Here is a 26,995-nt window from a genome sequence, read left to right as displayed (position 1 = left end):
ATTTATTTGTCAATAGAAAAACAGATTTTGAAAATAGTGAAAATCTGCGGGGGGTGAGTTTATGGAGGGTGCCTGATTTGTTTTAATTGAACCAACCTTTTTTTCTAAACCACATAAACATACCAAAACCAATTCCGAACATGACCACTAACGCGATAAAGTAACCCCATTGCCATTTCAACTCTGGCATGTTATCAAAGTTCATTCCATATATCCCAGCGATGAACGTTAAGGGCATGAAGATGGTCGTAATAACGGTTAATGTTTTCATGATGGTATTCATTCTGTTGGAATTAAGGGAGATATAGCTATCCCGCAAATCTGCCGTCATGTCTCGGTTAGAATCGATCATTTCAGAGAGCTTTAACAAATGGTCATAGACGTCTGTATAGTAGTGCAAAAGTTGATTTATACCCTCTATTCGTTCTGAATTAAGGATCCGATAAAGGAGATCTCTCATCGGCACAATAGTTCTTCGTAGTTTTAATAGCTTTGAACGTATTTCAAATATGTCTTCCATTAGTGCTTGGGTGGATTTTGAATCAACGTTATTTTCGATTTCGTTTAATTGATCTTCAATTTGGTATACACTCGGAAAATATTGATCTACTAACTTGTCCATAACCACATAGGAAGCATACAAATGACCTTTATCCACGCCCTTTTTCTGCTCGACTATTCTACACCAAGCATCTTCAATCTCCCTGGAATGGTTTAAATGAAAGGTTACAACAAAGTTTTCTCCTAAAAATAAGTCCACTTCTTCAGAAGCAAGCGTTTTTTGATTGATGGCATGCATAACGAAAAAATGTACATCTTCATAGTGATCTAATTTAGGTCGCTGCAGTAAATGAAAACAGTCTTCAATAGCAAGTGGATGAAAGTTAAAATGCTCTTCTAAAAGCTTGGATTCTTCTTCACTTGGTTCGTTAAAGTCAACCCAATACCATTTAATATTGGAACTCGAAAGCTGAGTTATTTGAACGTCTTTTATAACTTCTAGATCGTTTGTTATTGCTAAAGAACGAATCATATAGGAAAGGAACTCCTTAAATACTTAGATTTATTATTTATCCTAATAATTTTATCATAACGAATCAGCAAAATCACTTTGCTTGATGGTCACCGTGTCAATAACGGGAATAAGTGTAACGTTGAACCGTATAAAAAGGGGGTAAAGAATGTATAGCAAACGTATAAAAATAAAATAAAAATGCTTACCCTCTGATTTATAAAAAAGTCGTGGGAAAATGGGAAAGGCACTATAAATGACAAAAACGGACGTAAACTGAAGCATTTATATTGAAAATGAATGTGTATTATAATTGGATACGCTTTCATTTGCTGAATACGTCAAAAGAAACGAAATAAGTCTCTCCACAGCGTTTTACAAGATTTGCTGGAAAGCGTAACATTCGTTGCAACAACTACACATCAGGAATCAAAACGCTGAGTCCCCGCAAGGGGAACGGGGGAACCAACCTGAAGCCGATTAGATATACCATCGGTTTCTCGGGGTGAATCCAGAGCAAGCGCTGCTTGCCGAGGTAGGGCACTTCCAAGCCCGAATCCGACAGCTAACCTCGTAAGCGTATTGGGAGAGAACCACCTTCTATCGTGCTTTCTACAGCTCGTTTATTAACGCTGTTAAAGAAGCCCGAGAGTAGAGAGATTCTCTGCTCCTAGGCTTCTTTTTGTTGTAAAATTTGAGGAGAGTGAATCTATTATGTATCCAGACCCCCTGTCTCTATTAAAAGAAGAAGATGAATGTACCAAGGAATGCAAGATTACCCGTATTGAATGTTTTCGATTTGATTGTGAACTATCCGATAAGCTGCAGCCTGGACATGGCACTGACTGTCATTGCGGTTTACTGACGATATCCACAAATCTCGGAACATACGGTTTAGGGGAATTCATGATTCCATGCTGCAACCTGAAGGGGGATTTCGTTCAGTGGGCTGCTGTTTTTCAGCGGATTAAAGGCCTAACCCTTACGGACGGTTTGCATTACGTTCATCAGAAACAAGAGGCATGGGGAGAGGTAAGAACACATTTAATAGAATCGGCTTTAACGGATCTATCTGAAAAGCTTGAGCACCCATCTGCAAGTAATGAGCAACTAAGCTTCCTAGGGGATCGAAATTATTTATTTGACCATTCTCAAGCGTATATCTCTTTCTAGGGTGGTTTTTTCATGAATCAAAGGTTGAAGCATTCATTTCATTCAAAAATGGTCATTAAAGCCCTTGTAGATAGTTTTCTGAAGTTAAATCCAAGATTAATGATCAAAAATCCAGTGCTTTTCGTACTGGAAACGGCTACCTTCGTCATTGGTTTAATAATTCTGTTTCCGCATTATTTCCACACCGAGAATCAGATGATCTATAACATCAATGTATTCTTCATTCTCTTGTTTACGATATTATTTGCGAACTTTGCAGAGGCGCTGGCTGAGGGAAGAGGCAAGGCACACGCGGATAGTTTGATAAAAACAAGAAAGGAATTAAAAGCCAAGCTGCTATCGAAAGATGGCAGCATGAAGGTCGTTGCCGGAAGCGAATTGCGTAAAGGTGACCTTGTACTGGTAGAAATGGGAGATTTCATTCCCGGAGACGGTAAGATTGTGGAAGGCATTGCAGCCATCGATGAATCTTCGGTTAATGGAGAGTCGGCGTTCGTCATTAAAGAGGCGAATAGTGAGCATAGTGCTGTGATTGGCGGGACCATCGTAACCAGCGATTGGATTAAAGTTGAAATTACCGTTGACCCTGGCCACTCCTTTCTTGATCGGATGGTTCAGATGGTGGAAGGGGCTAGACGGCAGAAATCACCGAATGAAATCGCATTGACGACCCTGCTTTCTGTATTAACATTCATCTTTTTAATCGTCGTGGTTACCTTGTATCCATTAGCCGCATTTGTTGGCGTTCATTTGGAGGTATCCACGTTAATTGTGCTTCTCGTATGCTTAATCCCAACGACGATTGGAGGACTGCTGTCCGCCATAGGCATCTCGGGAATTGACCGTGTCACGCGAATCAACATCTTGGCCAAGTCGGGGAGAGCCGTAGAGGCAGCTGGTGATATTAACACCGTCATTCTGGACAAAACCGGAACGATCACTTTCGGCAACCGAATGGCTTCTGCATTCTATCCCGTTGCTGGCGCATCACCGAAGCAGCTCATGGAAGCAGCCGTTCTCACTTCGTTGTTTGATGACACGCAGGAGGGTCGGTCCATTGTAGAGCTTGCCAAGCAGCATCATATAACAAGCGACCTCAGAGCATATCAGGGTGAAGTAATTTCTTTCACAGCTGAAGAGCGGATGAGCGGGTTAAACTTGAACGGCAGTTTTTTCCGAAAAGGGGCTGTTAGCGCCATCTGCAGCTATATCACAGTAAGGGGCGGGCATATTCCTGAGGAGCTGGAGGAGATAAACGGCTTTATTGCCAGAGAAGGCGGGACTCCCCTTGCCGTAAGCAAGGATAATTATATTCTAGGGCTTATTTACTTGAAAGATACGATCAAACCGGGCATTCGCGAACGATTGCAATCTTTGCATCAGATGGGAATTCGAACCATTATGTGTACAGGGGATAATCCACTCACTGCTGCAACCATAGCGAATGAGGTTGGGGTTGATACTTATTATGCCGAGAGTAAACCGGAGGATAAATTACGGATTGTCCGGGAGGAGCAAAGCGAAGGTAAACTTGTCGCCATGACGGGGGATGGGGTTAACGACGCTCCTGCCTTAGCTCAGGCTGATGTAGGCATTGCGATGAGCAGCGGAACGTCAGTGGCCAAAGAGGCGGCCAATATGGTCGATCTGGATTCTGATCCAACGAAAATCCTGGATGTGATTTCGATTGGCAAGCAGCTTCTCATAACACGCGGTGCTGTGACCACGTTCAGTATTGCGAACGATTTTTCCAAATACTTTGCCATTATACCTGCCATGTTTGCGGGCAACCTGCCGGAGCTGCAGGTTTTTAATATTATGCATTTGCAATCACCAACGAGTGCTGTGCTTTCCGCGCTCATCTTTAACGCAGTTATCATCCCGCTCTTGATTCCGGTCGCATTGAAAGGCGTTACTTACAAGCCCATGAGCGCGAATCAATTACTAAGTCGGAATTTAGCCATATACGGAGCAGGAGGCATCATTTTTCCGTTCATAGGGATCAAGGTCATAGATTTTTTCCTGCATATTTTCATTGAACATCTATAGAACTGGGGTACATAAGTATGGATAAGCTACTAGACATCAGAAAAAAAGCGGAAGGGAGAAAGACTTCATTTCGCATTGTATCTATGTATGTACTGCTCGCTTGTATGCTGCAAATTGCTCTCAAGATTGGGGTTTCGTATCTATTATTCATCATGATGATGATTGTGACAGCCTACCTGTTGTATAACATGATTCAGCGCAATATAGAGAAGGTTAACCAAATGGAGACATCACAGTTGATACGAGAGGAACAGAAGATTCGCTCAACCTTGGAAAGCATTCAAGACGGCTATTATGAAATAGATATGACAGGCAACTTCTTGTTCTTCAATCATTCTCTCGTAGAACTTCTGGGAAAGGTGGAAAAAGAACTACAAGGCTGTCAAATCGCCGATTTCATGAGTGCGGAAGACGCGAAAAAACTGAAACAAGCGTATCAATGGGTTGCTCATACAGGAACAGCCGTCAATTGCGTCGAATGGGAGATCATTCGTGAGGATGGTACACGCAAGCGCGTGGAAGGTTCCATTGTCCTTATTCTAGATGCGGAGGAGTTAGCGCCCATAGGTTTCCGAGGTATTATTCGAGATATTACAGATCGCAAAGATTCGGAGAGAATGCTGGAGGAAAGCAGATTCCGCTATAAATCTTTAGTGGATCATAATCCCGATCTTGTCTGTTCTTTTGAGTTGGATGGTCTTGTTACAGCGATAAATCCGGCAACGGAAAAAATAACGGGTTATTCGGCTAATCAATTAGTTGGCACTTCATGTACACATCTAATGAGCGTTATCCCAAGATCAACCTATTTGAAACCGTTTTTGCTTGCTAAAAAAGGGATATCCTCCGGCTTTGAGATTTCCATCACTCATAAACGCGGATATCCGGTTGATTTGCAAATTCGGTTCGTTCCGATCATCGTCGACAGCCAAGTGGTCGGTGTATTTGCTATTGGCAAAGATATTACAGAACATAAGCAAGCTGAGGAAACGATCAACCATATGGCCTATCATGACGCGCTGACTGATCTTCCGAATCGCCGAATGTTTATTGATCATCTGACCAAAGGCTTGGGGCAGGCAGAACGAGGTAGTCATAAGCTTGCCGTTTTGTTTTTGGATCTGAATCGATTCAAATATATCAATGACTCCTTGGGTCATGCCTTTGGCGACACGCTGCTGCAAACGATTGCGAAACGTCTCTTGAACTGTGTTGGTCAACATGGCACGATAGCACGCATGGGTGGGGACGAGTTTACGATATTATTGCCTGTCCTCAAACAGGAGAGCTTTATTCTTTTCATCGTGAAGGAAATAATTGAGGCCATTAATCGTCCCATTCTTATCGAAGGTCATGAATGTTCGGTTACAACGAGTATTGGAATTAGTATTTTTCCTAATGATGGGCCCGACGCCCAGACGTTAATGATGAATGCCGATGCGGCCATGTATCGGGCTAAGGAAAGCCATCGCAATCAATTCGAGTTCTTTACACCAATTATGAGTATCCAGGCTTCTGAGCGACTTACCATTGAGCAGGAGCTGCGTAAAGCATTGGAGCGTGGTGAGCTGCTCTTGATGTATCAGCCCCAGCTGCAGTTCGAAACAGATCAGATTACAGGTGTGGAGGCGCTTGTCAGGTGGATGCATCCCAAGCGGGGTCTGGTATCACCGGCAGACTTCATTCCGCTCGCAGAGGAAACAGGCATTATCATCCCCCTTGGAGAATGGGTACTGCGTACGGCCTGCCGACAAAATAAAGCCTGGCAAGACGCGGGTTTTCCTCCTATGCGGGTAGCTGTCAATCTGTCCGCCTATCAATTCAAACAAACGAATATTGTGCAGATTGTTGCTGATATCTTGAAGGAAACAGGCCTCCATCCAGCTTATTTGGAGCTTGAAATCACAGAGAGCGTTGCTATGCAAAATGCGGAACAAGTCATTGTTACACTCGAAGAATTGAAAAGGCTTGGTATCCAAGTATCCATCGATGATTTCGGTACAGGCTATTCTTCGCTAAGCTACCTCCGTAACTTTCCGATTGACCGGCTAAAAATCGACAGATCTTTCGTCAATGATATTACGTCTGTACAAGGGGAATCTACGATTGCTGCTTCGATCATAGCTATGGCTCAGAGTCTAAGCCTCGAGGTTATTGCTGAAGGTGTCGAGACGGAGGTGCAATTTGAGTTCCTAAAAAACAAAGGTTGCAATGAAATGCAAGGGTATTTCTTCAGTAAACCGCTTCTCGCTGAAGACTTGACAGAGCGACTAGCTGGTACCCGCGGCGCCTGATGTCAAATAAAAAAGAGCATCTCCCACTTGATACGAGTGGAGAGTTGCTCTTTTCTTAATTAGGATTGGCGGATACGAGAATCTCAGGCAGTGGATGTCCTGCGATCCATGACGATATGGTTTTACAGAATAGAGCTGGTTTTTCAAGAGGCCAGTTATGCTTGGCTCTTCTCACAAAATAACTCTTGGAACTGGGGTAAGAAGCACACAATTCAAGTAACGATTGTTGAATAGATGCTCCTTCTTTCTCTCCTGCAAGCGCAAGGAGAGGTGGAAGCTTCTGATGAGAAGCCATTTCGGGTATCTGAAACCCCAGATTTTCTCTGGCAATTCTTATAGACGAACTCCAATCTTGCATGACGATATCCTTTTGAACATCGTCAAAATGCTTCATTGGGATGCCCCAATGATTCATTTTGGCGCGAATGAGCCAGTCATGATGTTTAATCGGCAAAACAAATTTATGCATGTAGGACATCCATTTTAGTGTGAGGGAAGGTTTGGTACAAACACCGCTGACCAGAACACTCTCTACCAGCTTAGGAGCTATAGCGCTCAATTGAAGTGCCACTTGCCCGCCTAGATCTAGTCCAATCACATGCGCACGGTTTCCGTGAGCCTTTTTTTTAATGATTTCAGCTATATGTTCAGCAGCATTAGGAATAGAAAAAATACCTTTATGTACGCTTCCCCTATGCTCAGGGAGGTCAGGTATGATGCAGTGGAATTTAGATAAATGATCGGCGTGAGGTCGCCACATCCAGCCTCCTAAGCCGCCGCCATGCAGGAAAATGAGGGTTGTCGGGTTCTGAGAACCTGTTTCAAAATGATGTAAAAACATCGTATATATATTCCTCCTGAAGTTTGTTTTCAAGAGAAGGCAGCAAAAAGAACCCAAGTTAGAAGGATCTTTACGTGGGCTTCTTGCACGCATAGTAAAGAACTATCCGTGATGCACAATAGCTGTCGCCTCTTGTACGCTTACGAGGTTAGCTGTCGGATTCGGGCGTAAGAGTGGCCCTACCTATGCGCTTGCGAAGCAAGCATAAGGATTCACCCCACAAACTCATCCTTTTCATAGATGAACCTGTTATTGGTTCCCCCGTTTCTGATCATTCAGAATTCAGCGTTTAATTATGAGACGTATCTTACTCCTGACAAATCACCTTTGTAAAATGAGGTTATGCCGATTTTGGCAGAAAAACGAAGGAAAAGAGCCGGAAATCGTCATAATATCAGCAAAAACCAATTGATTCTACTTCAGACAGCTTGTCTGTTCTCTTTAGAGAATAAGCATTTTTATGCTTTTTTTATACGGTTGCCAGAGATTCTTTACCCCCTTTTTATACGGTTCGGCGTTACAATGGTTCAGGAAAGGGGGCGGTGATCGTCATGCAAAGTGATTTTTTGCTGATAGCTGCGCCGACCAAGGCAGGCGAGGACTTTATGAAACAAGTAAAGTTGGTTGGTCTACCTTTTATTGCATTAACCAACAACAAGATGGAAAGACTCAAGCTTGAGGGGCAGGGAGTGAAACAAATTATCCAAGTGGATACGTCGGAACCTGGAACATCGATCATTCCCGACTATCCGATCGGAAACGTAATTCTGTTCGAAGAGAGCTTGCCCTTATGCTGTCGGTATATCCAGATATGCCGCAGCTGGACTTCCAGGCCCATTTATGTGATTACACAAAGCGTAAATCCCAGATTGATTTACAAAGGGCTTGGCGCGGACTATGTCATTTATTCTAAAAATGGTGATGTTAAGTTTCTAATATCATCCCTAAAAACAAATAATCACATAGGTTCTGTCTGATTTTGAAGGAGGTGTGTTATGTACAATGATGTAACGATGATTTTATTAATGGCAGTAACATTTGTAGGGTTTTGGGGATTTCTAAAATATTGTGAAAAAGCGTAAGCTCATGCTTTCGATGCGAGTTTTTTAATAAAACTTATAGGAGGCAACTATATGATTGTTATTGGCATAATTTCATTTGCCATCATGGTGTATCTCGGGTTTGTTTTAGTGAAGCCAGAGAAATTCTAATTTTAGAATAAGAACTTATGTAAGCAGGGGGAGAACCTACTATGGGTATGGGATTGTTGCAGGTAGTCATCACACTGGGTATTATCATGCTTTTGGTGAAGCCTGTGGGTAGTTACCTGGTGAAAGTGTTTGGGTATGAAAAGAGTGGCCTTGATCGTATTTTTGCGCCATTTGAGCGTGTAACCTATCGCATTATGGGTGTTAAAGAAGATGAAGCGATGGGATGGAAAAAGTATTTAGGAGCTGTGCTTTTAGTAAACTTTGTAATGATGATCCTGATTTATCTGGTATTCCGGCTTCAAAGTTTTCTGCCGCTTAATCCTGATAACATCGGTAATATGCCACCGGCTTTAGCGTTTAATACGGCGATTTCCTTTATTACTAATACAAACTGGCAAGCCTACAGTGGTGAAAATACACTGTCTTATTTTTCACAGTTGGTGGCCATCACATTCCCGATGTTTACATCGGCAGCAACCGGATTTGCTGTAGCAGTAGCCTTTATCCGTGGGTTAGTCGGACGTCAAGATAATCTCGGAAACTTTTACGTGGATATGACTAGAGCGATTACGCGTGTATTTCTACCGCTCAGCTTCATCGTTGCCTTAGTTTTAGTCTTTCAAGGTATTCCGCAAACATTGCAGGGAGCTGTGGATGCAACAACGCTGGAGGGTGCCAAGCAGACGATTACCCGCGGTTTAGTTGCTTCGCTGGAATCGATAAAGCATATAGGTACGAACGGTGGCGGGTGGTTCGGTACGAACGCCGCGCATCCTTTTGAAAATCCAACACCTCTGGCCAACTTCATCCATATTATTTGTATGATGCTGCTGCCTACATCTCTGGTGTATGCATTCGGTTTGATGATTAAGAATAAAAAGCAGGGTTGGACCCTATTTGCCGCTATGGGGATTATCTTCATAGTGATGATTGCGACTGTCTTCTATGCAGAGTATAAAGGTGTACCTGCAGTAGATGCGTTGGGTGTGCACGGTAACATGGAAGGCAAGGAAGTCCGGTTCGGGCTGGCCGAATCCGCGTTATTTACAGCAGCAACCACGGCAGCCACAACAGGTACCGTTAACAATATGCATGAATCTCTTACACCGCTCGGCAGCATCGTACCTTTTGCAGAAATGATGCTGAACAATGTATTCGGCGGCAAAGGGGTTGGCTTGTTAAACGGGTTGCTCTACCTCATATTGTCGGTATTCATTTGTGGACTTATGGTGGGTCGTACGCCAGAGTTTTTGGGTAAAAAGATTGAAGGCAAAGAAGTGAAATTGGCTGCCATCGCCATTCTGATTCATCCGCTCATCATTTTGGCACCGACAGCTTGGGCGCTGTTACGTCCCGAATCCGTCACTTCGATAGCAAATCAAGGACTGCACGGACTTTCGGAAGTACTGTATGCCTTCACCTCGGGTGCATCCAACAACGGCTCTGCATTTGGTGGTTTGACCGCCAATACGAACTTCTATAACCTGGGTATTGGGTTGGTGATGCTGGTTGGGCGTTACATTTCAATTATCGCGATGCTGGCCATTGCCGGTTCGCTTGCTACGAAGCGCGTAGTTCCTGTAACCACAGGTACACTTCGGACGAACACTCCTTTATTTACGGGAATTTTAATCATGATTATTCTAGTTATCGGTGCTCTAACGTTCTTCCCGGCGCTGGCATTGGGGCCGATTGCTGAACATTTGGCGGCGCAATAAAGATAGAGAGGGAGGATTTGCATGGCTATGGAGCGTAAAAAAACATTGACAAAAGAAATTGTGAATCAAGCTATCGTTGATTCATTTAAAAAATTAAATCCTTGGGTGATGATTAAGAACCCGGTTATGTTTGTAGTCGAGGTAGGTACGGTGATTACGTTGCTGTTATCACTCGCACCAGATCTATTTGGCTCCACGAATGTAGGCCGAGGTTATAATATAGCAGTGTTCTTGATATTGCTCTTCACCTTGCTATTCGCTAACTTCGCAGAAGCTTTGGCCGAAGGGCGAGGTAAGGCACAGGCGGACTCATTGCGGAAGACAAAATCCGATACGAAGGCTCGCTTGGTTCAAAAGGATGGTTCTTATAAGGAAGTATCTTCTACTTCTCTCCGTAAGGGAGATGTGGTCCGCATTGAAATCGGAGAGATCATCCCATCAGACGGTGAAATTATTGAAGGTTTAGCCTCTATTGATGAATCAGCCATTACAGGCGAATCCGCCCCGGTTATTAAGGAAGCAGGAGGCGACTTCTCCTCGGTTACAGGAGGTACACGGGTAGCTTCTGACTATATCGTTGTCAAAGTGACGACTGACCCCGGCGAATCGTTCTTGGATCGCATGATTGCACTCGTGGAAGGCGCCAAACGGCAGAAAACGCCGAATGAAATTGCATTAACAACGCTGCTTGCCGTATTAACACTTATCTTCTTAATCGTCATTATGACGATGGTGCCAATGGCACAGTATTTGGACGTGAAATTGGAGATTTCTACACTGATTGCGCTGCTGGTCTGTCTCATTCCGACGACAATCGGCGGTCTCTTGTCAGCTATCGGTATTGCCGGTATGGACCGTGTGACCCAGTTTAACGTGCTTGCCATGTCAGGTAAGGCTGTTGAGGCTGCGGGCGACATCGATACGATGATTCTAGATAAAACAGGGACGATCACATTCGGGAATCGGATGGCTTCAGAGTTCGTTCCTGTAAACGGCACATCTGCCAAAGAGATGATTTTTACAGCTCTGCAAGCATCCGTGAAAGATGAAACACCTGAAGGACGCTCCATTGTGGAGCTTGCCAATAAACTTGGCGAGTCATGGCAAGCTAATGCTTATGAAGGCGCGGAAGTGGTTGAGTTTTCGGCTGAAACGCGCATGTCGGGACTTAATTTATCAGGTGGCACACAAGTCCGTAAAGGTGCTGTAGATGCGATTAAAAAATATGTAGCTGCTCTGGGCGGCAAAATTCCTAATGATTTAGAGACGATAACGAACCGAATCGCCAAAGCCGGAGGCACTCCGCTGGCTGTAGCGGTTAACGAGCGGATTTATGGCGTTATTTATCTCAAGGATACGGTAAAACCGGGCTTGAAGGAACGATTTGCTGAGTTGCGCTCAATGGGAATCAAGACGGTTATGTGTACAGGGGATAATCCACTTACAGCTGCGACGATTGCTCTTGAGGCCGGTGTCGACGAATTTATTGCTGAAGCGAAGCCGGAAGATAAAATCGCAGCAATTAAGAAAGAGCAGCAAGAAGGTAAACTCGTAGCCATGACGGGCGACGGAACGAATGATGCTCCAGCGCTTGCTCAGGCCGATGTTGGTATGGCGATGAATTCAGGAACCATGGCCGCGAAAGAAGCGGCCAACATGATCGATCTGGATTCAGATCCGACCAAGCTGCTTTCAGTAATCTCCATTGGTAAACAACTGCTGATCACCCGTGGAGCGTTAACGACGTTTTCCATCGCGAACGACATTGCCAAATATTTTGCGATCATTCCAGCGATGTTTATTCTGGCTATGCCGCAGCTGCAGGCTTTGAATATTATGAATCTGGCTTCGCCGGCATCGGCCATTTTATCAGCGCTGATTTTCAATGCCATCATCATACCCCTGCTGATACCAATTGCGATGAAGGGTGTTAAGTATCGGGCGATGTCGGCTGATAAATTGTTGTCGCGCAATATTCTGGTATACGGAATCGGCGGTGTGGTCGTACCATTTATCGGAATTAAAATCATCGACATGGTCATTCACGGATTAAATATCGCCTAAAGAGAAAGAGAAACGAGGAGATTGCGTTATGAAATCGGTTTTTATAGCTGTTCGGATGTCTTTATTGTTCATGATCATCTGTGGGCTGATCTATCCATTGGCAACGACAGGTGTTGCTCAAGTCTTATTCCCTAAACAAGCGAATGGAAGTCTTATAGAATCAGGCGGTGTCGTGATTGGCTCGGAATTGCTGGCTCAGAATTTTGAGTCTCCGAAGCTGTTTCATCCAAGGGCATCCGCTGCCAAATATGATCCGACCGCTTCAGCCGGCTCTAATACGGCCGTTGCTTCCAGTGATTATGCGCAAGGAATTGCCGATCAGATTGACGCCTTGAAAAAGGAGAATCCAAATCTAACAGATATCCCGGCTGATTTAGTAACAGTTTCCGGCTCCGGTTTTGATCCGGATCTATCACCGGAAGGGGCTAAAGCCCAAGTGCCGAGAATTAGCATGGAAACGGGGATTCCTGAGAAGAATCTCTATGATCTTGTTGACCAGCTTACAATAACACGACAGCTCGGGATTTTTGGAGAGCCTAGAGTCAATGTGACCGAATTAAATATAGAACTGCTGAAACAAGTGAAATTGTAAAGTAAGCAGGCAGCCACTCTCGTTTATAATGAGAGTGGTTTCTGCACATTTTAGGGGTAAAGGAGAATGTTGCCATTTGGATGGTTTCAAAAGAAAAACACCGGAAGAGATCCTATTATCCATCTCCAAACTGCACCGCGGCAGCTTTAAAATTTATATTGGTGCCGTCAGCGGATCCGGTAAAACCTATCATATGCTTCGGGAAGGGCATAACCTCAAGCAGCAAGGGATTGATGTAGTCATTTGTGCCGTATCGACGCTCCAAAGACCGGAAACCGTGGAACAATTGGGGGATTTGGAAAGGGTACCTAGCATTCATTGGATCAAAGACGGGGTCGATCAAAAAGATTTAAATTTGGATGCGTTAATTGAAAGAAATCCGGAGGTTGTCCTTGTAGACGGGCTAGCCCATCTTAATCGCTCAAGCGCTCGCTTTCCAACCAGGTTGGATGATATCAAGTTTTTACTTTCTAACAATATTAGTGTCATTACTACGGTTAATGTGTATGAGCTGGAAGAGGCGATGGAGGTTGCGCATAAACTAACAGGCATTGAAGTGGGACACTGTGTTTCCTCAGATACGCTAGAACTGGCCGATGAGGTTAGATTAATTGATGCAACGCCGGAAATGATATTAAATCGACTGGAAGAAGGTCATGTAAAGGGAAATAAGGATTCAGCTTTATTTAAGCGAGGCAATTTAGGTGTGCTTAGAGAGCTAGCCCTTCGTCTCGTCGCGGAGGACGTGAACGATTCTTTGGAAGAACATCGAGAACAAATGGGTTTTCTGGGTCCATCTGGGGCGACAGAGCGTATTCTAGTAACCACACAGTATCATTGGAACGGTTCCATTTATGTGCGCAGAGGACAACAGATCGCAAAGCGATTGAATGGTGATCTTCTTGTGGTTACGCTGCGTAAATTTAATAAATCACTTACCAAAGAAGCGGCCACTTTTCGCAGGTCCATCATGAAGCTTGTTGAAAAAATAGGCGGCAAATTTGATGAGTTGCCTCTTCGACACCGCCGCTGTATCCCTAAAATATTGGTGGACTATGCCATCGCTCATAAAGTAACGCGAATTGTATTGGGTCATTCTAGGCAAACCCAATGGCAAACTTTTTTACAAGGCTCTGTCATCAACGGGGTGTTAAAAAGGACCAAAAATATCGATGTATACTTGGTTGCTGATACTGCTTCTAAGAAGGGTGAGCGCATTCTACCTGCCCATATGCACTCGCTGAAGGAAACCTACCCATATAAACGTCTGAGCAAGCAAGAAGTCCAAGCGAAAATCGAAAAAATCAAACGCGGCAGATTTAAAGTCTACATTGGAGCTGCCCCTGGCGTAGGTAAAACGTACACGATGCTGCGGGAAGGCAATGATCTGCTCAAAAAGGGGATTGATGTAAAGATTGGATTACTGGAAACGCATGGGAGAAAAGAGACAATCGGGCAGATTGGCGAACTCGACATCATACCGCGGGCAGAGATTCAATATCAAGGTGTTAGACTTGAGGAAATGGATACTGAAGCCATCATCCGTCTAAGACCTGAAGTGATTTTGGTTGATGAATTAGCGCATTCGAATGTACCCGGCAGTCAGAATAAAAAACGGTATGAAGATGTGCTGGACATTTTGGAAGCTGGCATATCGGTGATTGCAACGGTTAACGTTCAACACTTGGAGAGCTTAAATGATGCCGTAGAACATATTACTGGTATTCGGGTTCGTGAAACCGTTCCAGATAGTATTCTTCGTACAGCGGATGAAGTACAGTTAATCGACGTTTCACCCCAAGCTTTACAGCTTCGTATGAGAGACGGCAAGGTTTATGCGATGGCAAAGGTAGATCAAGCGTTGAATAATTTCTTTAAAACTGGGAATTTGATCGCCTTACGGGAGCTGGCGCTGCGCGAAATTGCTGATGATGTAGATGAACGATTGGAATCTATGGAGCGCAAGAGTTCTCTTCGCGGTCCATGGCGAAGAAAAGAGGTTATTTACGTGTGCCTCACGGAGATCTCTCAAGCCGATCGCTTAATCCGTCGGGGCTTCAGGATCGCGCATCGACTTAAAGCGACTTGGTACGTAAGCTTTATTGCGATGGGAAATGCAGAGGAGTGGAAACAAAAGATAGAGGCTTTAGAGAAGCTGACCGTTAGGTTGGGAGGCGAGTTTTCGTATCAGGAGGTGGTGAGTCGTAACCAAATCCCAGAAGTGTTTGCTTCTCAAGCAAGTAAGGCGGGGGCTACTCAAATCATCGTATGGAAAGACACTGTTGTCAAAAAACTTTTGCCGCTTGCCAGTCAAATGGATGTACTGATAGTTGCAGATACGTGGCAAACATCGGGAAATAAGGTAAAATGATGACATGATGAATAAAACAGATGAATTGGTAAGCTGGAAGTCATATTTGAATACAGCTCTTTTTATTGCCCTACTAACGATCCTTTTAAAAGCTTTTGATCTTTATTTCGATTTAGTAAATATTTCGCTTCTGTACTTATTTCCTGTTCTGTTTAGTGCTGTGCGATGGGGGAGGGGACCATCCTTTTTCGCTGCGGGATTAGGAGTTTTGACCTTTGATTTCTTTTTTGTTCCTCCTACCCTCAGTCTAACGGTTGCCGATTTACGTTATATTCTTTCATTTATTGTATTCTTAAGTGTGGCTGCCCTTACAGCAAGTCTTGCTTCAAAGCTGCGGAGTCAATTCCATCAAGCACAACAGAAAGAAGCGAGCACAGCTGCACTGTATGCGTTAAGTCGTAAGATTACAGCGATTTCAGACTTAGACGTTTTACTGATTCAGATTGTTCAGCATGTTTCCGATACGCTGGATGCTAAGGCTGCGATCCTTTTACCAAACCAGATGGGCGAACAGCAGCTTGAAGCCTATTCGAAGGAGGGTGAAGCTTGGGCCAGCGATGAATCGCACTTGTCCATCGCTGCTTGGGTTTACAAACATAATACGCGCGCAGGTAGAGGTACACAAACCTTGCGAGAGTCATCGGATCTTCACGTCCCCTTAGCTACAGATCGTCAAGTGCACGGTGTATTAACTGTACATGTTGGGGATAGAAACATGTCGGATATGCCGGAGCTTATTCGGATCATCGAAGCACTCTCGGATCTGGTAGCCGTTGCGATATCTCGCGTTAAACTTGCCAATGAAGCGAAAGTAGCGCAGCTGACTGCCGAATCGGAAAAACTGCGAACTGCGCTGCTGGACTCCCTTTCCCACGAATTGCGAACTCCACTGGCAACGATCATTGGCTCCGTAACCGGACTTCTAGAAGGCGAGGACGTATTTAGTCCTGAAGATCGACGAGAGTTATTGCTTACGATTCGTGAGGGATCCACACGGATGAATAGGCTGGTAGGCAACTTACTGGGAATGGTTCGGATTGAGAGCGGTATGATGCGTTTAAATAAAGAGTGGTGCGGCATCGAGGATGTTGTGGGTGTAGCGCTAGCGCAGCTGAGAGATTCTTTGCAGCAAAGAAAGGTAAGCATTCGACTTGCTCCTGAGCTTCCCTCTATTCCCTTGGATGAAGTTCTTATCGAACAAGTGCTGATCAATGTGATCAGTAATGCGATCAAGTATTCGCCGGAAGGCAGCGAAATCGTGATCGAAGCGGGACAAAACCGAGAAATGCTTGAATTGACCATTAAGGATGAGGGAACAGGCATTGCTCCCAGCGATTTTGAAATGGTATTTGAAAAGTTTTATAGAGGTAATTTAACCAAGCATATCCCCGGAACAGGACTAGGCCTTGCCATCTGTAAAAGTATTGTGGAAGCACATGGCGGGCACATTGCTGCGACGAAAAACGAAAATCGGGGTACGGCTATTAGTATAAGCTTACCTTTACAATTCGCTGAGAAAGATGGGAATGGACATGACAACTTCAGGAGCGAAAATCTTAATCATTGATGACGAACCGCAAATACGTAAATTATTGCGAGTTACCTTAAATGCGCATGGCTTTGAAGCGGCTGAAGCCGCCACTGGACAAGAGGGTTTGCTTCAGGCAACGATGGTACGTCCTGATCTCATTGTATTAGACCTGGGCTTGCCTGATATGACGGGGATGGAGGTACTGAGGCACATTCGTGAATGGTCGCAGGTTCCTATCATTATACTTACCGCCCAAGATCAGGAACAGGATAAGGTGGCTGCTTTAGACCGCGGAGCTGACGATTATGTGACGAAGCCGTTTGGCATGGGGGAATTTATGGCCCGCATGCGTGTTGCTTTACGGCATATTGCCAAAACGCAGGACGAACCGGTGCTGAAACTAGGGAGTTTAGTCATTGATTTATCCCAACGAAGCGTAGAGCTGGATAATGAGAAACTCAAATTGACACCAACCGAATATGATTTGTTAAAAGTGCTTGCCCTAAATGCCGGACGCGTGATGACGCATCGTCAATTGCTTAAACAAGTTTGGGGCGGTTCACAGTATGAATCAGATAGCCAGTATCTAAGGGTTTATGTCGGTCATTTAAGGAAAAAGATCGAGGAGGATCCGACAAGGCCCAAATATATCCTTACGGAGCCGGGGATTGGATACCGGTTTGCTTGGCAGGAGTAGGCTAGGCTTTCATCTGCCAGTTAATTCTCGCTCTTCAGCTTGCGAGCACCGATACTATAGTAAAAAACGATATAAAGAGCCTCCATTTCCACTATCATCGTGGTTTTGGAGGTTCTTTATTGCTTCAAGAGAATCTCAGTATAGGTAACCGCTATTATGGAAAAATTAATGCAAAATATGAAATAATGGGGAGGCTTATTCGGTGGGCAAGAAAGATCGTCAATTATCTGTTTTCTCCTTAGGCGGCATCAATGAGATTGGTAAAAACATGTATGTGGTACAATATGAAAATGATATCATTGTTATTGATTGCGGTTCCAAGTTTCCGGATGAAAGCTTGCTCGGCATTGATTTAATCGTTCCCGACATTACCTACTTGCTTGAGAATAGTGATAAAGTCCGCGCTTTGATTATCACCCACGGACATGAAGATCATATCGGGGGCATTCCTTACATTCGAAGACAATTGAATATGCCGATATTTGCAACTCGGTTAACGCTAGGGCTCATTGAAGGTAAACTGAGAGAGGCGGGGCTGCTTGCAGATACGGAATTAATGGAGATTGACTCGAATTCGAAAATTGAGCTTGGGAATATCACTTCAACCTTTTTCAAAACAAACCATAGTATCCCTGATTGCCTGGGGGTTGTGTTTCATACCCCTGAAGGAACAGTCGTACATACGGGAGATTTCAAATTTGATTTGACCCCGGTCAACAATCAATACCCGGATATTCATAAGATGGCGGAGATTGGGCAGAAGGGTGTTTTACTTCTACTCTCAGAAAGTACGAATGCAGAGCGCCCTGGCTTCACACCTTCTGAAAGTAATGTAGGTAAGCATATTGAAGAGGCATTCCACAAAGCGAAGCAGAAAGTGTTCATAGCAACTTTTGCCTCTAATGTTCATAGACTTCAGCAAGTGATTGATGCCGCTGAGGCTACGAATCGAAAATTAGCCTTACTAGGCCGTAGTATGGTGAATGTAGTGAGAATTGCTTCCGAGCTGGGCTATCTAACTGTCCCTGAAGGGATGCTGGTCGAGGCGGGAGAAGTTGATCGTCTGCCTTCTGATCGGATAGCGATCCTATGTACCGGTAGTCAGGGAGAACCGATGGCTGCATTATCCCGCTTATCTCGTTCCAATTATCGACAGGTAGAAATCATGCGCGGAGACACGGTTATTTTATCTTCATCCCCGATTCCGGGAAATGAACGCAATGTCTCGCGTACCGTAGACAATCTATTTAGCCTCGGAGCTGAAGTGATTTATGGCTCAAGCTCAGTTACAGGCATGCACGTTTCTGGACATGGCAGCCAAGAAGAGCTGAAATTAATGCTGACGCTCATGAAACCGAGGTATTTTATTCCTATTCACGGAGAGTTTAGAATGCTGCATCAGCACCGTAAATTAGCCGAAGCAGTTGGCATAGACCCGGCTAATATTTTTATTCTGAATAACGGGGATGTCGTGGATATCAAAGAGGAGGCGGCAACTCAAAGCCGTAAAGTCACCGCGGGAAATACCCTTGTCGATGGTTTAGGAGATGTGGGGAACATTGTTTTACGTGACCGTAAACAGCTTTCCGAAGAAGGAATTTTAATTGTGGTCATCCTGCTTAGTAAAACCGACGGCAAGATTTTGTCGGGTCCTGATATCATCTCCCGTGGCTTTGTCTATGTACGAGAGTTGGAAGATTTGATCGATCAAGCGAGTATACTGGCAGCAGAAACGATAAACAGGCTGCAAGCAGAGAAAGTGAACCAATGGAATGCGCTTAAAATCAATGTGAAAGAAGTATTAGGACGTTACTTTTATGAAAAAACCGGTAGGAGACCCATCATTCTCACGATAATTACGGAATTCTAATCATACCAAGCGGATTCGTTGTCGGAATGAGGTCGAATCCGCTTGATGTTTTGAAAATGAATTAGAGGGAGGATCCAATGATCCAGTACTGGCTAGTATTGCTGGCTATTGCAGTGGCAATCGCCTTTATAGCGGATAAGTTGAAGCAACCATATCCAACTTTGCTTGTAATAGCCGGGCTTCTGCTAGGGATCATACCGATTCCCGCACTGAAAGATATCAAAACGCATGTCGCTTCAGATCACGTTTTTCAAACCGCTGTTATTCTTATTTTTCTGTCTGCTTTAATTGGGGATGCGGCACTGAAGCTGCATTTTCAAGAATTAAAAGCCAATAAGCGACCGATTCTTTTACTGTCTTTGTTAGGCACGTTCATTACTTTTGTACTTATCGCTGGACTTTGTAACGTTCTATTAGGTCTTTCTTTGCAGAAATCCCTTGTGTTTGGGGCACTTATGGCCGCGACAGACCCTGTGTCGGTGTTAAGTATATTTAAAACCATGGGATTAAATCATAAGTTATCCACGATCGTTGAAGGGGAAAGCCTAGCCAATGATGGTGTGGCCGTTGTATTATTCAAGATTGCAGCCGTTACTACGGTGCTCAGTATTTCGGGGATCATGGTAGGGTCTTTGGCGTTCGTCAAGGTGGTCCTCGGCGGCATAATCATTGGTGTGGCGGGAGGGTTCATTGCCTCGAAAATTACTGCGAAAATCGATAATTACTTGGTAGAAATCGGGCTTTCCATCGTTCTGTTCTACGGGGTCTTTGAAATCGCAGAAATGTTTCACCTATCTGGGGTGATCTCCGTCGTATTTGCCGGGTTGCTCTTAGGGACTTATGGGAAAAAAATCGGAATGTCAGATCTTACACTTGAGAAGATGGACTCCTTTTGGGAAACGATTGCTTTTATAGCCAATGCGTTAATCTTCCTAATGGTAGGGCTAGAAATTTCGAATATTAATTTTACGGACAAATGGTTGGAGATTGGCGGGAGCATTCTAATCGTTATCGTTGCGAGATTTATTGCAGTCTATGTTAGTCTGCTCATGGACCGTTCGATCCCAAGTGCTTGGAAGCCGATTATTGCTTGGGGCGGGCTGAAGGGTTCCTTATCCATTGCGCTGATCTTGAGTATTTCACCCTCCTTTGAAGGCCGGGATTTGTTGTTAGCCATGACTTTTAGCAATGTGGTCTTTTCTCTTTTGATTCAGGGCACTACGATTAGCAAGTTGGTATCCAAATTAAAGGTTAGCTAGCGTTTAAGGCGGTATCAATCAAACAAGCGTATGCTGCCAACTTGGCGCATGCGCTTGTTCTTATTATCAGCTCTATACAGGCTGCAAAAGCACTTTCCCTGAAGTCATATTTACCGCATACTGCTGGATGGCCTCAACAGTTTGATTCAACGGGAAGGTTTGGCTGATCTCGGTTTGGATATGCGATCCGATCGATTTTTTCATCGAGCCTTGCAGCGCTAGAAGTTCAAAGATAGATTGTGTTTTCACCCAATCGGAAGCCCAGAACCCGCTTATACGCTTCTTGCGGAAAACAAGATCATCGGCATTGATCGTTGTCGTGTTTCCTCCTAGTAGACCGTATTGAAAGAGGGATGAACCATCCGGGAGTGCCGAAAGCACTCGGCCTGTCAAATCGCCGCCTACGGCATCAAAACACACCGAAGCACCCAGCTCATGAGACTTTCTCTTCAATTCCTCCTCGAAGGTTGACGAGCTGCTGTTAACGACATACTGTCCGCCGATTTCTCTTAGGAGATGCTCCTGTTCTTCTTTGCGGACAACACTAATAACAGGAATACCTTGCGCTTTGCCGAGTTTCATTAAGATTCTGCCGAGTGCGCTGGCACCAGCCGTTTGAACGATCGCTTTGGATTTGTGCTGCTTGGCTATCTTCACCATCGCCATGGCACTCGCTGGATTCACGAAGAAGACAGCACCCTGCTCGTCCGATACGTGGTCAGGCAGGACCATACAGGTCATAGCGCTTGCCTTCGTATATTCCGACCAGGAGCCGAAAACCTCAGAAACAAAGGCTACACGCTTCCCTTTTAACATACGTGCTATGAGACTATTCCCTGTTGCGACGACCGTACCGCATCCTTCCATCCCACCAACAGAGGGCAATGCTCGCGTAATGCCATAATTCCCATGAAGAAATAATAAGTCGGCTGGGTTAATGGAGGCCGTGTGAACTTTGATGAGTACTTCGTTACTATCTATCTCTGGAATCAGCGTTTCACCGAACTCAATTCCTGAAACCCCGCTGTATGACTTGATCAGCGCGGCTTTCATTGTTTTTGCCATACTCATTGACCCACCTATCTCATATGTAATTACAAATAATGTTCAAACTGTATTATATAATACAAGAATGAGTAATGGGAATATTTTCAAATATCAAATTTAGGTTAAGTCTTCGTCCAATTCGAAAAAGGGTGCCTTAGGACACCCTTTCATTACGTTTATGAACTTATAATTGATTTATTAAACCATGGGTGATATTCAGGTCGGATGGCATGAATTTGGTGGTGCCTGATTTGATCAGGCCAGCAAGAACCACACAGTTAGAGGCAATAACCCCATGCATCCATTTGGGATCAAAGGGGGATTTTGCTTCTAAGGCTTGGAGGTCCATCGCTGCTAATTGTTTTGCGAGCAAGGTAAAGTCACTTCTTTGACAGTAGAGATCATGCTCAAGCTCGACTAGGAAATGAAGCAGATACGTTTTTGCCGGTATAAGCGAACTTTTCTAACGTTGCCGGTAAGCGGGAGGAGATCCATTTGATGCAAGTGGCAATCTGCCTTTGATTCGGCGGCCCAAGTAAATTAAATTGTTGATTCAGATCCGATATACCAAAAGGAATCTGATAAGGAGCTTCGCACACATTCGTGATAATTTGAATGCTGTCTCCGTCGGCATTGATGACATCAAGATGATTGGGGATATCTGACTCGGCAATGGCCTTCTTCAGCATTTCAGCCGCCTCTTTCTGGCCAATGGTTCTGTAAGCAATTTTCAGATTCCTGCATACTTCCTCCATGTGTCCGAAGAGGTGTGGTGATTTTCGCATTTCTTCCAAACTGATAGCCTCCACGGTTCCTTGCTCAAGCCCTTCGAGAAAGGAGCCCTGCGTAGAAAGTAAAGACTTTAATTTACCTTCAATGGACGGGAGGCTAACCCCGCTCTCCGAGAGTTCCCATGTGAGAACATCTACTTGTTCAATCCGATCGTTTAATTTCCTGAACACTTTGGCAGCTTGACTTCCCAAATCCAAAATTAATTTATCATTATGCATAAGACCTCACCCGTTGTCCTGTAGTATGGTTATCATTGTGTTTTAATCAATGTTTTCATGGTTTTCCATATGATGTATAAATGATCATTTCCTAGTCAGTTGAAGGCTTCAGAATTTCAATATTAAAGGATCAACGTTTTCTGTGTCAACCAATTTTTTCTAATTTTTAGTTAAATTTGTATAAAGGGAGAGTTTCAACAAATTGCACGGTTTTATGTCAAAGGAGGGACGAGTTAAAAGAAATGGAAGATGAGATCCATCTGCCTGCCTGCGAAGAGGGAATTACACGAATTCAGCATGAAATTGACCGGATCCTCGGCGTGATACCGAATGAAATACGCAACTTGGAGCAACAATAACGTGAAGTGTATTTTGCGAGGAAGAATGAAGGGCGGAGTGATTTTTTTGGATCAAAATGAATTGCATAAGAAGCTAGGACGTCCAGTTAGCTGGGCATTAACCTCGGATACGGCGGAAAACGGGAGCAATGGTATGTCGGATGATGCGGAACAAACCGATAAGGGAGTTCCGTCCAACTATCAAGCGATGGGTGAGAGCTATAGCGATACGACTAACTTTGAAGTGAATAAAGAGCCCGGCAGATTAAATTAAAATGAAAAATGAAAGAGCCATGTTGAGAGATTGCGCAACATGGCTTTTTTATTGTTTCGTTAGTTGGCAAGGTAAGTCAATCCATAGGATAACCAGATGAAATGGTACACATTGACGGCTCCATAGATCAAAACGGTGAGAGAAAGACAAGGCTGGACCCAAACCTTTTTGCGAATACGAGGATATATGGCCATTAGTATCAAGGGAAGGATCAGCTTAACGAAATAATATCCACCCACATGCCACTCGTAGATGGCACGGATAAAGGGATTTAACTCCTTAATAAATGCCAGATGAAGACCAATGTCTGTGAATAACGCGTCACTTAGACATAAGAGAAGTAACCAAACTAATGTTTTACTGCTAAAAAATTGGCGAACGAAAGGCATAGGCGGCGTCCTCGCTTTTAACCGTAATAAGTGAGCAGCGCGATACGGTTACAACCTAAATGATACATAACGTATCAAACAAATGCAATAGAAGCTTAGTGTACCGAGAAGGATTGGCATCAAAATGGCGCGGAGAGAGGAGAAGGAGTTCGGTCTGTGGACTGATTTTAAACCGAAGGATCTCTTTTACAATGAATTCATAAGATGAATGGTGAAAGAAGAGAGGTGAAAATGCTGCGTAATTGGCTCGGGGTGGCAAGAAATCAGATGATTTGGGGCGTGCGAATCGGATGGTTAATTCGAACGGTTCTTATCCTCTTTAGACATATGCAAATGATGATGGCAAGGGGGATATGGCCAGCTAGAAATATCATCATGCGAATCCAGACTAGGTGCAGCAAAAAAGCTTACCTAATCGCGAACGATTAGATAAGCCTAGGGGGATGATTTAAAACACCTTGGTCGTCCAGGATTCACAGTTCCATGTGTCTGTCACGATATCCCGATAAAATTCCGGTTCGTGGGAAATCAGCAGGATGCTGCCTTTGTATGACTGGAGAGCACGTTTCAGCTCATCCTTCGCATCGACATCCAAGTGGTTGGTCGGCTCATCGAGCACAAGCAAGTTCGTCTCGCGGTTGATCAGCTTGCAAAGTCGAACCTTTGCCTTCTCGCCACCGCTTAGTACGACAATTTTGCTCTCGATATGCTTGGTGGTAAGTCCACACTTGGCTAACGCCGCGCGTACTTCGAATTGTGTGAACGATGGGAACTCACTCCACACTTCCTCAATGCAGGTATTGTTATTAGTATCCTTTATTTCCTGTTGGAAGTAACCAACTTGTTGATTTTCTCCCTTTTGTACAGTGCCGGATAGGGCCTTAATTTCACCTAAAATACTCCGCAGCAATGTCGTTTTACCGATGCCGTTCGCGCCCACAAGCGCGATCTTCTGGCCGCGTTCCATACGAAGGTTGAGCGGTCTGGATAAGGGTTCCTCGTAACCGATGACGAGATCTGCAGCTTCAAAAATCAGCTTACCAGACGTTCTGCCCTCTTTGAAATTGAACTGCGGCTTCGGTTTTTCCCTAGCCAGCTCTATGACTTCCATCTTGTCGAGCTTCTTTTGTCTGGACATCGCCATGTTGCGTGTTGCCACACTTGCTTTATTCCGGGCAACGAAATCTTTCAACTCCGAAATTTCCTGCTGCTGGCGTTTGTACGCGGATTCAAGCTGAGACTTTCTCATTTCGTGGACCTCTTGGAAATGCTCATAATCGCCCACATAGCGATTTAGTGCTTGATTTTCCATGTGATAAATAAGGTTAATTACGCTGTTAAGGAACGGAATGTCGTGTGAAATCAGAATGAAGGCATTCTCATATTCTTGCAGGTAGCGTTTCAACCATTCGATATGCTGTTCATCAAGATAGTTCGTCGGCTCATCGAGGAGCAGGATGTCCGGCTTTTCGAGCAGCAGCTTCGCAAGTAATACCTTTGTCCGCTGTCCGCCGCTTAAATCATTGACGTCCTTATCCAGTCCAATATCCGTAAGCCCAAGTCCGCGGGCGGTTTCTTCGATTTTGGCATCGATCATGTAGAAATCTTGATTCGTCAATGTATCCTGAATCGTTCCCACATCTTCAAGCATTTGCTCAAGCTCTTCCGGGGATACATCACCCATCTTGGCGTACATGTCGTTCATTTCCTGTTCCATATCGAACAGATATTGGAAGGCTCCCTTCAGGACGTCGCGGATCGACAGGCCTTTGCTAAGTACAGCATGTTGATCAAGGTAACCAACACGCATGCGCTTGGACCATTCGACCTTGCCGTCATCCGGCTGGAGCTTTCCTGTAATGATGTTCATGAAGGTGGACTTTCCTTCACCATTAGCGCCGATGAGTCCGATGTGCTCGCCTTTGAGCAGACGGAAGGATACATCGTTGAAGATGGCGCGGTCTCCAAAGCCGTGACTTAGTTTCTCTACGTTTAATATGCTCATGAATGACACCTTTTCTTTTAAACTTTAATCTCATTTTATTATAAACGATAGTGTACTAACAACTCCTAGATGAAAGAAAAACACCGGCTCTGGTGAGTCGGTGCGATATTTTTTATGCCAATTTTGCCAAGTATTCGTCGAGTTGGCTGAAGGTTCCGCCAAATCCTTGCTGCATGCTCTCCGTCATGGACACGAAAAATGCGGATTCTTCGTCGGTAGGGTTAACCGGGCCTCCGCGCATCGTAAGAACGGTTTTGCCATCCTGCTCTTCGAATGTTAGTGTATTCCGAATTTCAAGCGGGAAAACAGGGCTAAAGGGAGCACGTATGGTATTGCCTTCCGCATCGGAAAACGAGTTAGTGAAAACGAGCTTCTCTGGAGGTGTAATTTCACCATAAACAAACTTGCCCCACATTTCGTGGCCATCAGGAGTTTTCATACTGTAGAGAAAAACGCCGCCAGGACGGAGATCTAAACTAGCAACACGCAATGTCAAGCCTTTCGGGCCCCACCAATGCGTCAGATGCTCAGGCTCGGTCCAAGCTTTGAAGACAAGCTCGCGTGGTGCATTGAAGATTCGGTTAAAAACTAATTCAGGTTGGTTTGCGTTTGTGTTATTTTCGGACATGTGAATTTCCTCCAAATTTTTTAATTTTTTACGAAATCAAATTCGAGTCTCCCTCCCACTAAACTGTGGCAGAACGGCAGATGCGCTGCGACAACACTAGGGCTTGTCGCCTTTGTTCTTTTCTTTGGCTTGCAGTTCTTGCAAATAGTCATCCAAGCGATCGAAGCTCTCATCCCAGATGCGGCGGAAGGACTTCAGCCAAGCGTCTAGCTCTTGAAGCGGCTGGGGCCGCAGCTTGTAGATCCGCCGATTGGCGATCGGATGGACCTCCACGATTCCAGCATCACTAAGGACGCGGAGATGTTTGGAGACTTGGGGCTGATGGAGCCCAAGTCGATCGGCGATTTCTCCCACCGTGAGGGGACCGTCACGCAAGAGTTCGACAATTAGTAAGCGGTTGGGCTCAGCAAGAGCACTCATAGTCGAATTCATACTTGTAATATACCTCATTCGGAATATTCCTGTCAAGGAATATTCAATACTTACTTTCAGAGCAGCTTGTTTTCTAGCAAAAGGGTATGTGGATTAGTATTTCCGGAACTGGAGAGCATTAATTGCTTGATATGACATTTGTCATATGAAAGAGATGACAATTATGAATTCCGGCACACTGCTCTTTCGA

General features: G+C 44.5%; 24 protein-coding genes and 2 riboswitches. Of the genes, 15 read left to right on the top strand and 9 right to left on the bottom strand.

Annotation, left to right across the window (positions count from 1 at the left end; translation table 11 throughout):
* Nucleotides 1-82: 82 nt before the first annotated feature.
* Nucleotides 83-1,033 carry a magnesium/cobalt transporter CorA gene (gene corA / locus BLT91_RS08935; protein WP_090819631.1) on the bottom strand — a complete coding sequence of 317 codons (951 nt, stop codon included), beginning with the start codon at nucleotides 1,031-1,033 and terminating at the stop codon, nucleotides 83-85.
* Between the two features lie 404 nt (nucleotides 1,034-1,437).
* Nucleotides 1,438-1,608: riboswitch (cyclic di-AMP (ydaO/yuaA leader) on the top strand.
* Nucleotides 1,609-1,726: 118 nt separating this feature from the next.
* Between corA and BLT91_RS08930 the strand changes: the two genes are divergently transcribed.
* The 3 genes from BLT91_RS08930 to BLT91_RS08920 are packed head-to-tail and all read left to right on the top strand — an operon-like array spanning nucleotide 1,727 to nucleotide 6,528.
* Nucleotides 1,727-2,185 (top strand): hypothetical protein, encoded by a 459-nt coding sequence (locus tag BLT91_RS08930; RefSeq protein WP_090819628.1) that lies wholly within the window; start codon nucleotides 1,727-1,729, stop codon nucleotides 2,183-2,185.
* 12 nt (nucleotides 2,186-2,197) lie between these two features.
* Nucleotides 2,198-4,234, top strand: a complete 2,037-nt coding sequence (kdpB, locus tag BLT91_RS08925) for a potassium-transporting ATPase subunit KdpB (protein ID WP_090819625.1) — start codon at nucleotides 2,198-2,200, stop codon at nucleotides 4,232-4,234.
* A gap of 17 nt (nucleotides 4,235-4,251) precedes the next feature.
* Complete coding sequence (locus BLT91_RS08920) at nucleotides 4,252-6,528, top strand: sensor domain-containing protein (RefSeq protein WP_090819623.1); 2,277 nt, start codon at nucleotides 4,252-4,254, stop codon at nucleotides 6,526-6,528.
* A gap of 55 nt (nucleotides 6,529-6,583) precedes the next feature.
* Here the strand turns inward: BLT91_RS08920 and BLT91_RS08915 are convergent, their stop codons facing one another.
* Nucleotides 6,584-7,369, bottom strand: a complete 786-nt coding sequence (locus BLT91_RS08915; protein WP_175532169.1) for an alpha/beta fold hydrolase — start codon at nucleotides 7,367-7,369, stop codon at nucleotides 6,584-6,586.
* A 122-nt stretch (nucleotides 7,370-7,491) separates the two neighbouring features.
* A riboswitch (cyclic di-AMP (ydaO/yuaA leader) is annotated at nucleotides 7,492-7,667 on the bottom strand.
* A gap of 253 nt (nucleotides 7,668-7,920) precedes the next feature.
* On the opposite strand from BLT91_RS08915, the gene BLT91_RS08910 reads away from it, so the two are divergent.
* The 10 genes from BLT91_RS08910 (at nucleotide 7,921) to BLT91_RS08865 (ending at nucleotide 20,682) form a co-directional block, all read left to right on the top strand.
* Nucleotides 7,921-8,346 carry a hypothetical protein gene (locus tag BLT91_RS08910; protein ID WP_090819617.1) on the top strand — a complete coding sequence of 142 codons (426 nt, stop codon included), beginning with the start codon at nucleotides 7,921-7,923 and terminating at the stop codon, nucleotides 8,344-8,346.
* A 156-nt stretch (nucleotides 8,347-8,502) separates the two neighbouring features.
* Nucleotides 8,503-8,580, top strand: coding sequence for a potassium-transporting ATPase subunit F (locus BLT91_RS33840; protein WP_090819863.1), 78 nt, complete (start codon nucleotides 8,503-8,505; stop codon nucleotides 8,578-8,580).
* 47 nt (nucleotides 8,581-8,627) lie between these two features.
* Nucleotides 8,628-10,298, top strand: coding sequence for a potassium-transporting ATPase subunit KdpA (kdpA, locus tag BLT91_RS08900; RefSeq protein WP_090819860.1), 1,671 nt, complete (start codon nucleotides 8,628-8,630; stop codon nucleotides 10,296-10,298).
* Between the two features lie 21 nt (nucleotides 10,299-10,319).
* The gene (gene kdpB, locus BLT91_RS08895; protein ID WP_090819615.1) at nucleotides 10,320-12,362 is read left to right on the top strand and encodes a potassium-transporting ATPase subunit KdpB; all 2,043 of its coding nucleotides are present in this window, start codon (nucleotides 10,320-10,322) and stop codon (nucleotides 12,360-12,362) included.
* A 28-nt stretch (nucleotides 12,363-12,390) separates the two neighbouring features.
* Nucleotides 12,391-12,954 (top strand): potassium-transporting ATPase subunit KdpC, encoded by a 564-nt coding sequence (gene kdpC, locus BLT91_RS08890; protein WP_090819612.1) that lies wholly within the window; start codon nucleotides 12,391-12,393, stop codon nucleotides 12,952-12,954.
* Nucleotides 12,955-13,030: 76 nt separating this feature from the next.
* The gene (locus tag BLT91_RS08885) at nucleotides 13,031-15,325 is read left to right on the top strand and encodes a histidine kinase (RefSeq protein ID WP_090819609.1); all 2,295 of its coding nucleotides are present in this window, start codon (nucleotides 13,031-13,033) and stop codon (nucleotides 15,323-15,325) included.
* A 4-nt stretch (nucleotides 15,326-15,329) separates the two neighbouring features.
* Entirely contained in the window at nucleotides 15,330-16,892 is a 1,563-nt protein-coding gene (locus tag BLT91_RS08880; protein ID WP_254776837.1) for a DUF4118 domain-containing protein, read from the top strand.
* A complete protein-coding gene (locus BLT91_RS08875; RefSeq protein WP_090819606.1) occupies nucleotides 16,858-17,553 on the top strand; it encodes a response regulator in 696 nt (231 codons plus the stop codon). The genes BLT91_RS08880 and BLT91_RS08875 overlap by 35 nt, the downstream gene beginning before the upstream one ends.
* Before the next feature lie 202 nt (nucleotides 17,554-17,755).
* The gene (locus tag BLT91_RS08870) at nucleotides 17,756-19,423 is read left to right on the top strand and encodes a ribonuclease J (protein WP_302847477.1); all 1,668 of its coding nucleotides are present in this window, start codon (nucleotides 17,756-17,758) and stop codon (nucleotides 19,421-19,423) included.
* A 77-nt stretch (nucleotides 19,424-19,500) separates the two neighbouring features.
* Nucleotides 19,501-20,682, top strand: coding sequence for a cation:proton antiporter (locus BLT91_RS08865; RefSeq protein WP_090819603.1), 1,182 nt, complete (start codon nucleotides 19,501-19,503; stop codon nucleotides 20,680-20,682).
* 72 nt (nucleotides 20,683-20,754) lie between these two features.
* Here BLT91_RS08865 and BLT91_RS08860 read toward each other — a convergent pair whose 3' ends face one another.
* From BLT91_RS08860 to BLT91_RS08850, 3 genes are all read right to left on the bottom strand, one after another.
* Nucleotides 20,755-21,747, bottom strand: coding sequence for a zinc-binding dehydrogenase (locus BLT91_RS08860; RefSeq protein WP_175532168.1), 993 nt, complete (start codon nucleotides 21,745-21,747; stop codon nucleotides 20,755-20,757).
* 166 nt (nucleotides 21,748-21,913) lie between these two features.
* A complete protein-coding gene (locus tag BLT91_RS08855; RefSeq protein ID WP_090819597.1) occupies nucleotides 21,914-22,102 on the bottom strand; it encodes a hypothetical protein in 189 nt (62 codons plus the stop codon).
* A gap of 34 nt (nucleotides 22,103-22,136) precedes the next feature.
* Nucleotides 22,137-22,739: a hypothetical protein gene (locus BLT91_RS08850; RefSeq protein ID WP_090819594.1), complete on the bottom strand. Its 603-nt coding sequence runs from the start codon at nucleotides 22,737-22,739 to the stop codon at nucleotides 22,137-22,139.
* A 360-nt stretch (nucleotides 22,740-23,099) separates the two neighbouring features.
* Here BLT91_RS08850 and BLT91_RS08845 point away from each other — a divergent pair, with 360 nt between their 5' ends.
* Nucleotides 23,100-23,351, top strand: a complete 252-nt coding sequence (locus BLT91_RS08845) for a hypothetical protein (protein WP_090819591.1) — start codon at nucleotides 23,100-23,102, stop codon at nucleotides 23,349-23,351.
* 59 nt (nucleotides 23,352-23,410) lie between these two features.
* On the opposite strand, the gene BLT91_RS08840 is transcribed toward BLT91_RS08845, so the two are convergent.
* Nucleotides 23,411-23,740: a DUF5658 family protein gene (locus BLT91_RS08840; RefSeq protein ID WP_090819588.1), complete on the bottom strand. Its 330-nt coding sequence runs from the start codon at nucleotides 23,738-23,740 to the stop codon at nucleotides 23,411-23,413.
* 204 nt (nucleotides 23,741-23,944) lie between these two features.
* On the opposite strand from BLT91_RS08840, the gene BLT91_RS08835 reads away from it, so the two are divergent.
* Complete coding sequence (locus BLT91_RS08835; protein ID WP_175532167.1) at nucleotides 23,945-24,169, top strand: hypothetical protein; 225 nt, start codon at nucleotides 23,945-23,947, stop codon at nucleotides 24,167-24,169.
* Between the two features lie 19 nt (nucleotides 24,170-24,188).
* Here the strand turns inward: BLT91_RS08835 and BLT91_RS08830 are convergent, their stop codons facing one another.
* From BLT91_RS08830 to BLT91_RS08820, 3 genes are all read right to left on the bottom strand, one after another.
* Nucleotides 24,189-25,745, bottom strand: coding sequence for an ABC-F family ATP-binding cassette domain-containing protein (locus BLT91_RS08830; protein ID WP_090819582.1), 1,557 nt, complete (start codon nucleotides 25,743-25,745; stop codon nucleotides 24,189-24,191).
* A gap of 112 nt (nucleotides 25,746-25,857) precedes the next feature.
* A complete protein-coding gene (locus tag BLT91_RS08825; RefSeq protein WP_090819578.1) occupies nucleotides 25,858-26,373 on the bottom strand; it encodes an SRPBCC family protein in 516 nt (171 codons plus the stop codon).
* A gap of 96 nt (nucleotides 26,374-26,469) precedes the next feature.
* A complete protein-coding gene (locus tag BLT91_RS08820) occupies nucleotides 26,470-26,823 on the bottom strand; it encodes an ArsR/SmtB family transcription factor (RefSeq protein WP_254776836.1) in 354 nt (117 codons plus the stop codon).
* Nucleotides 26,824-26,995: the final 172 nt, after the last annotated feature.

It is taken from the genome of Paenibacillus sp. yr247 (assembly GCF_900103825.1).
GTDB lineage: Bacteria > Bacillota > Bacilli > Paenibacillales > NBRC-103111 > Paenibacillus_E.
Note: the sequence above shows the minus strand (reverse complement) of the source record. Positions and strands in the feature narration are given on the sequence as shown.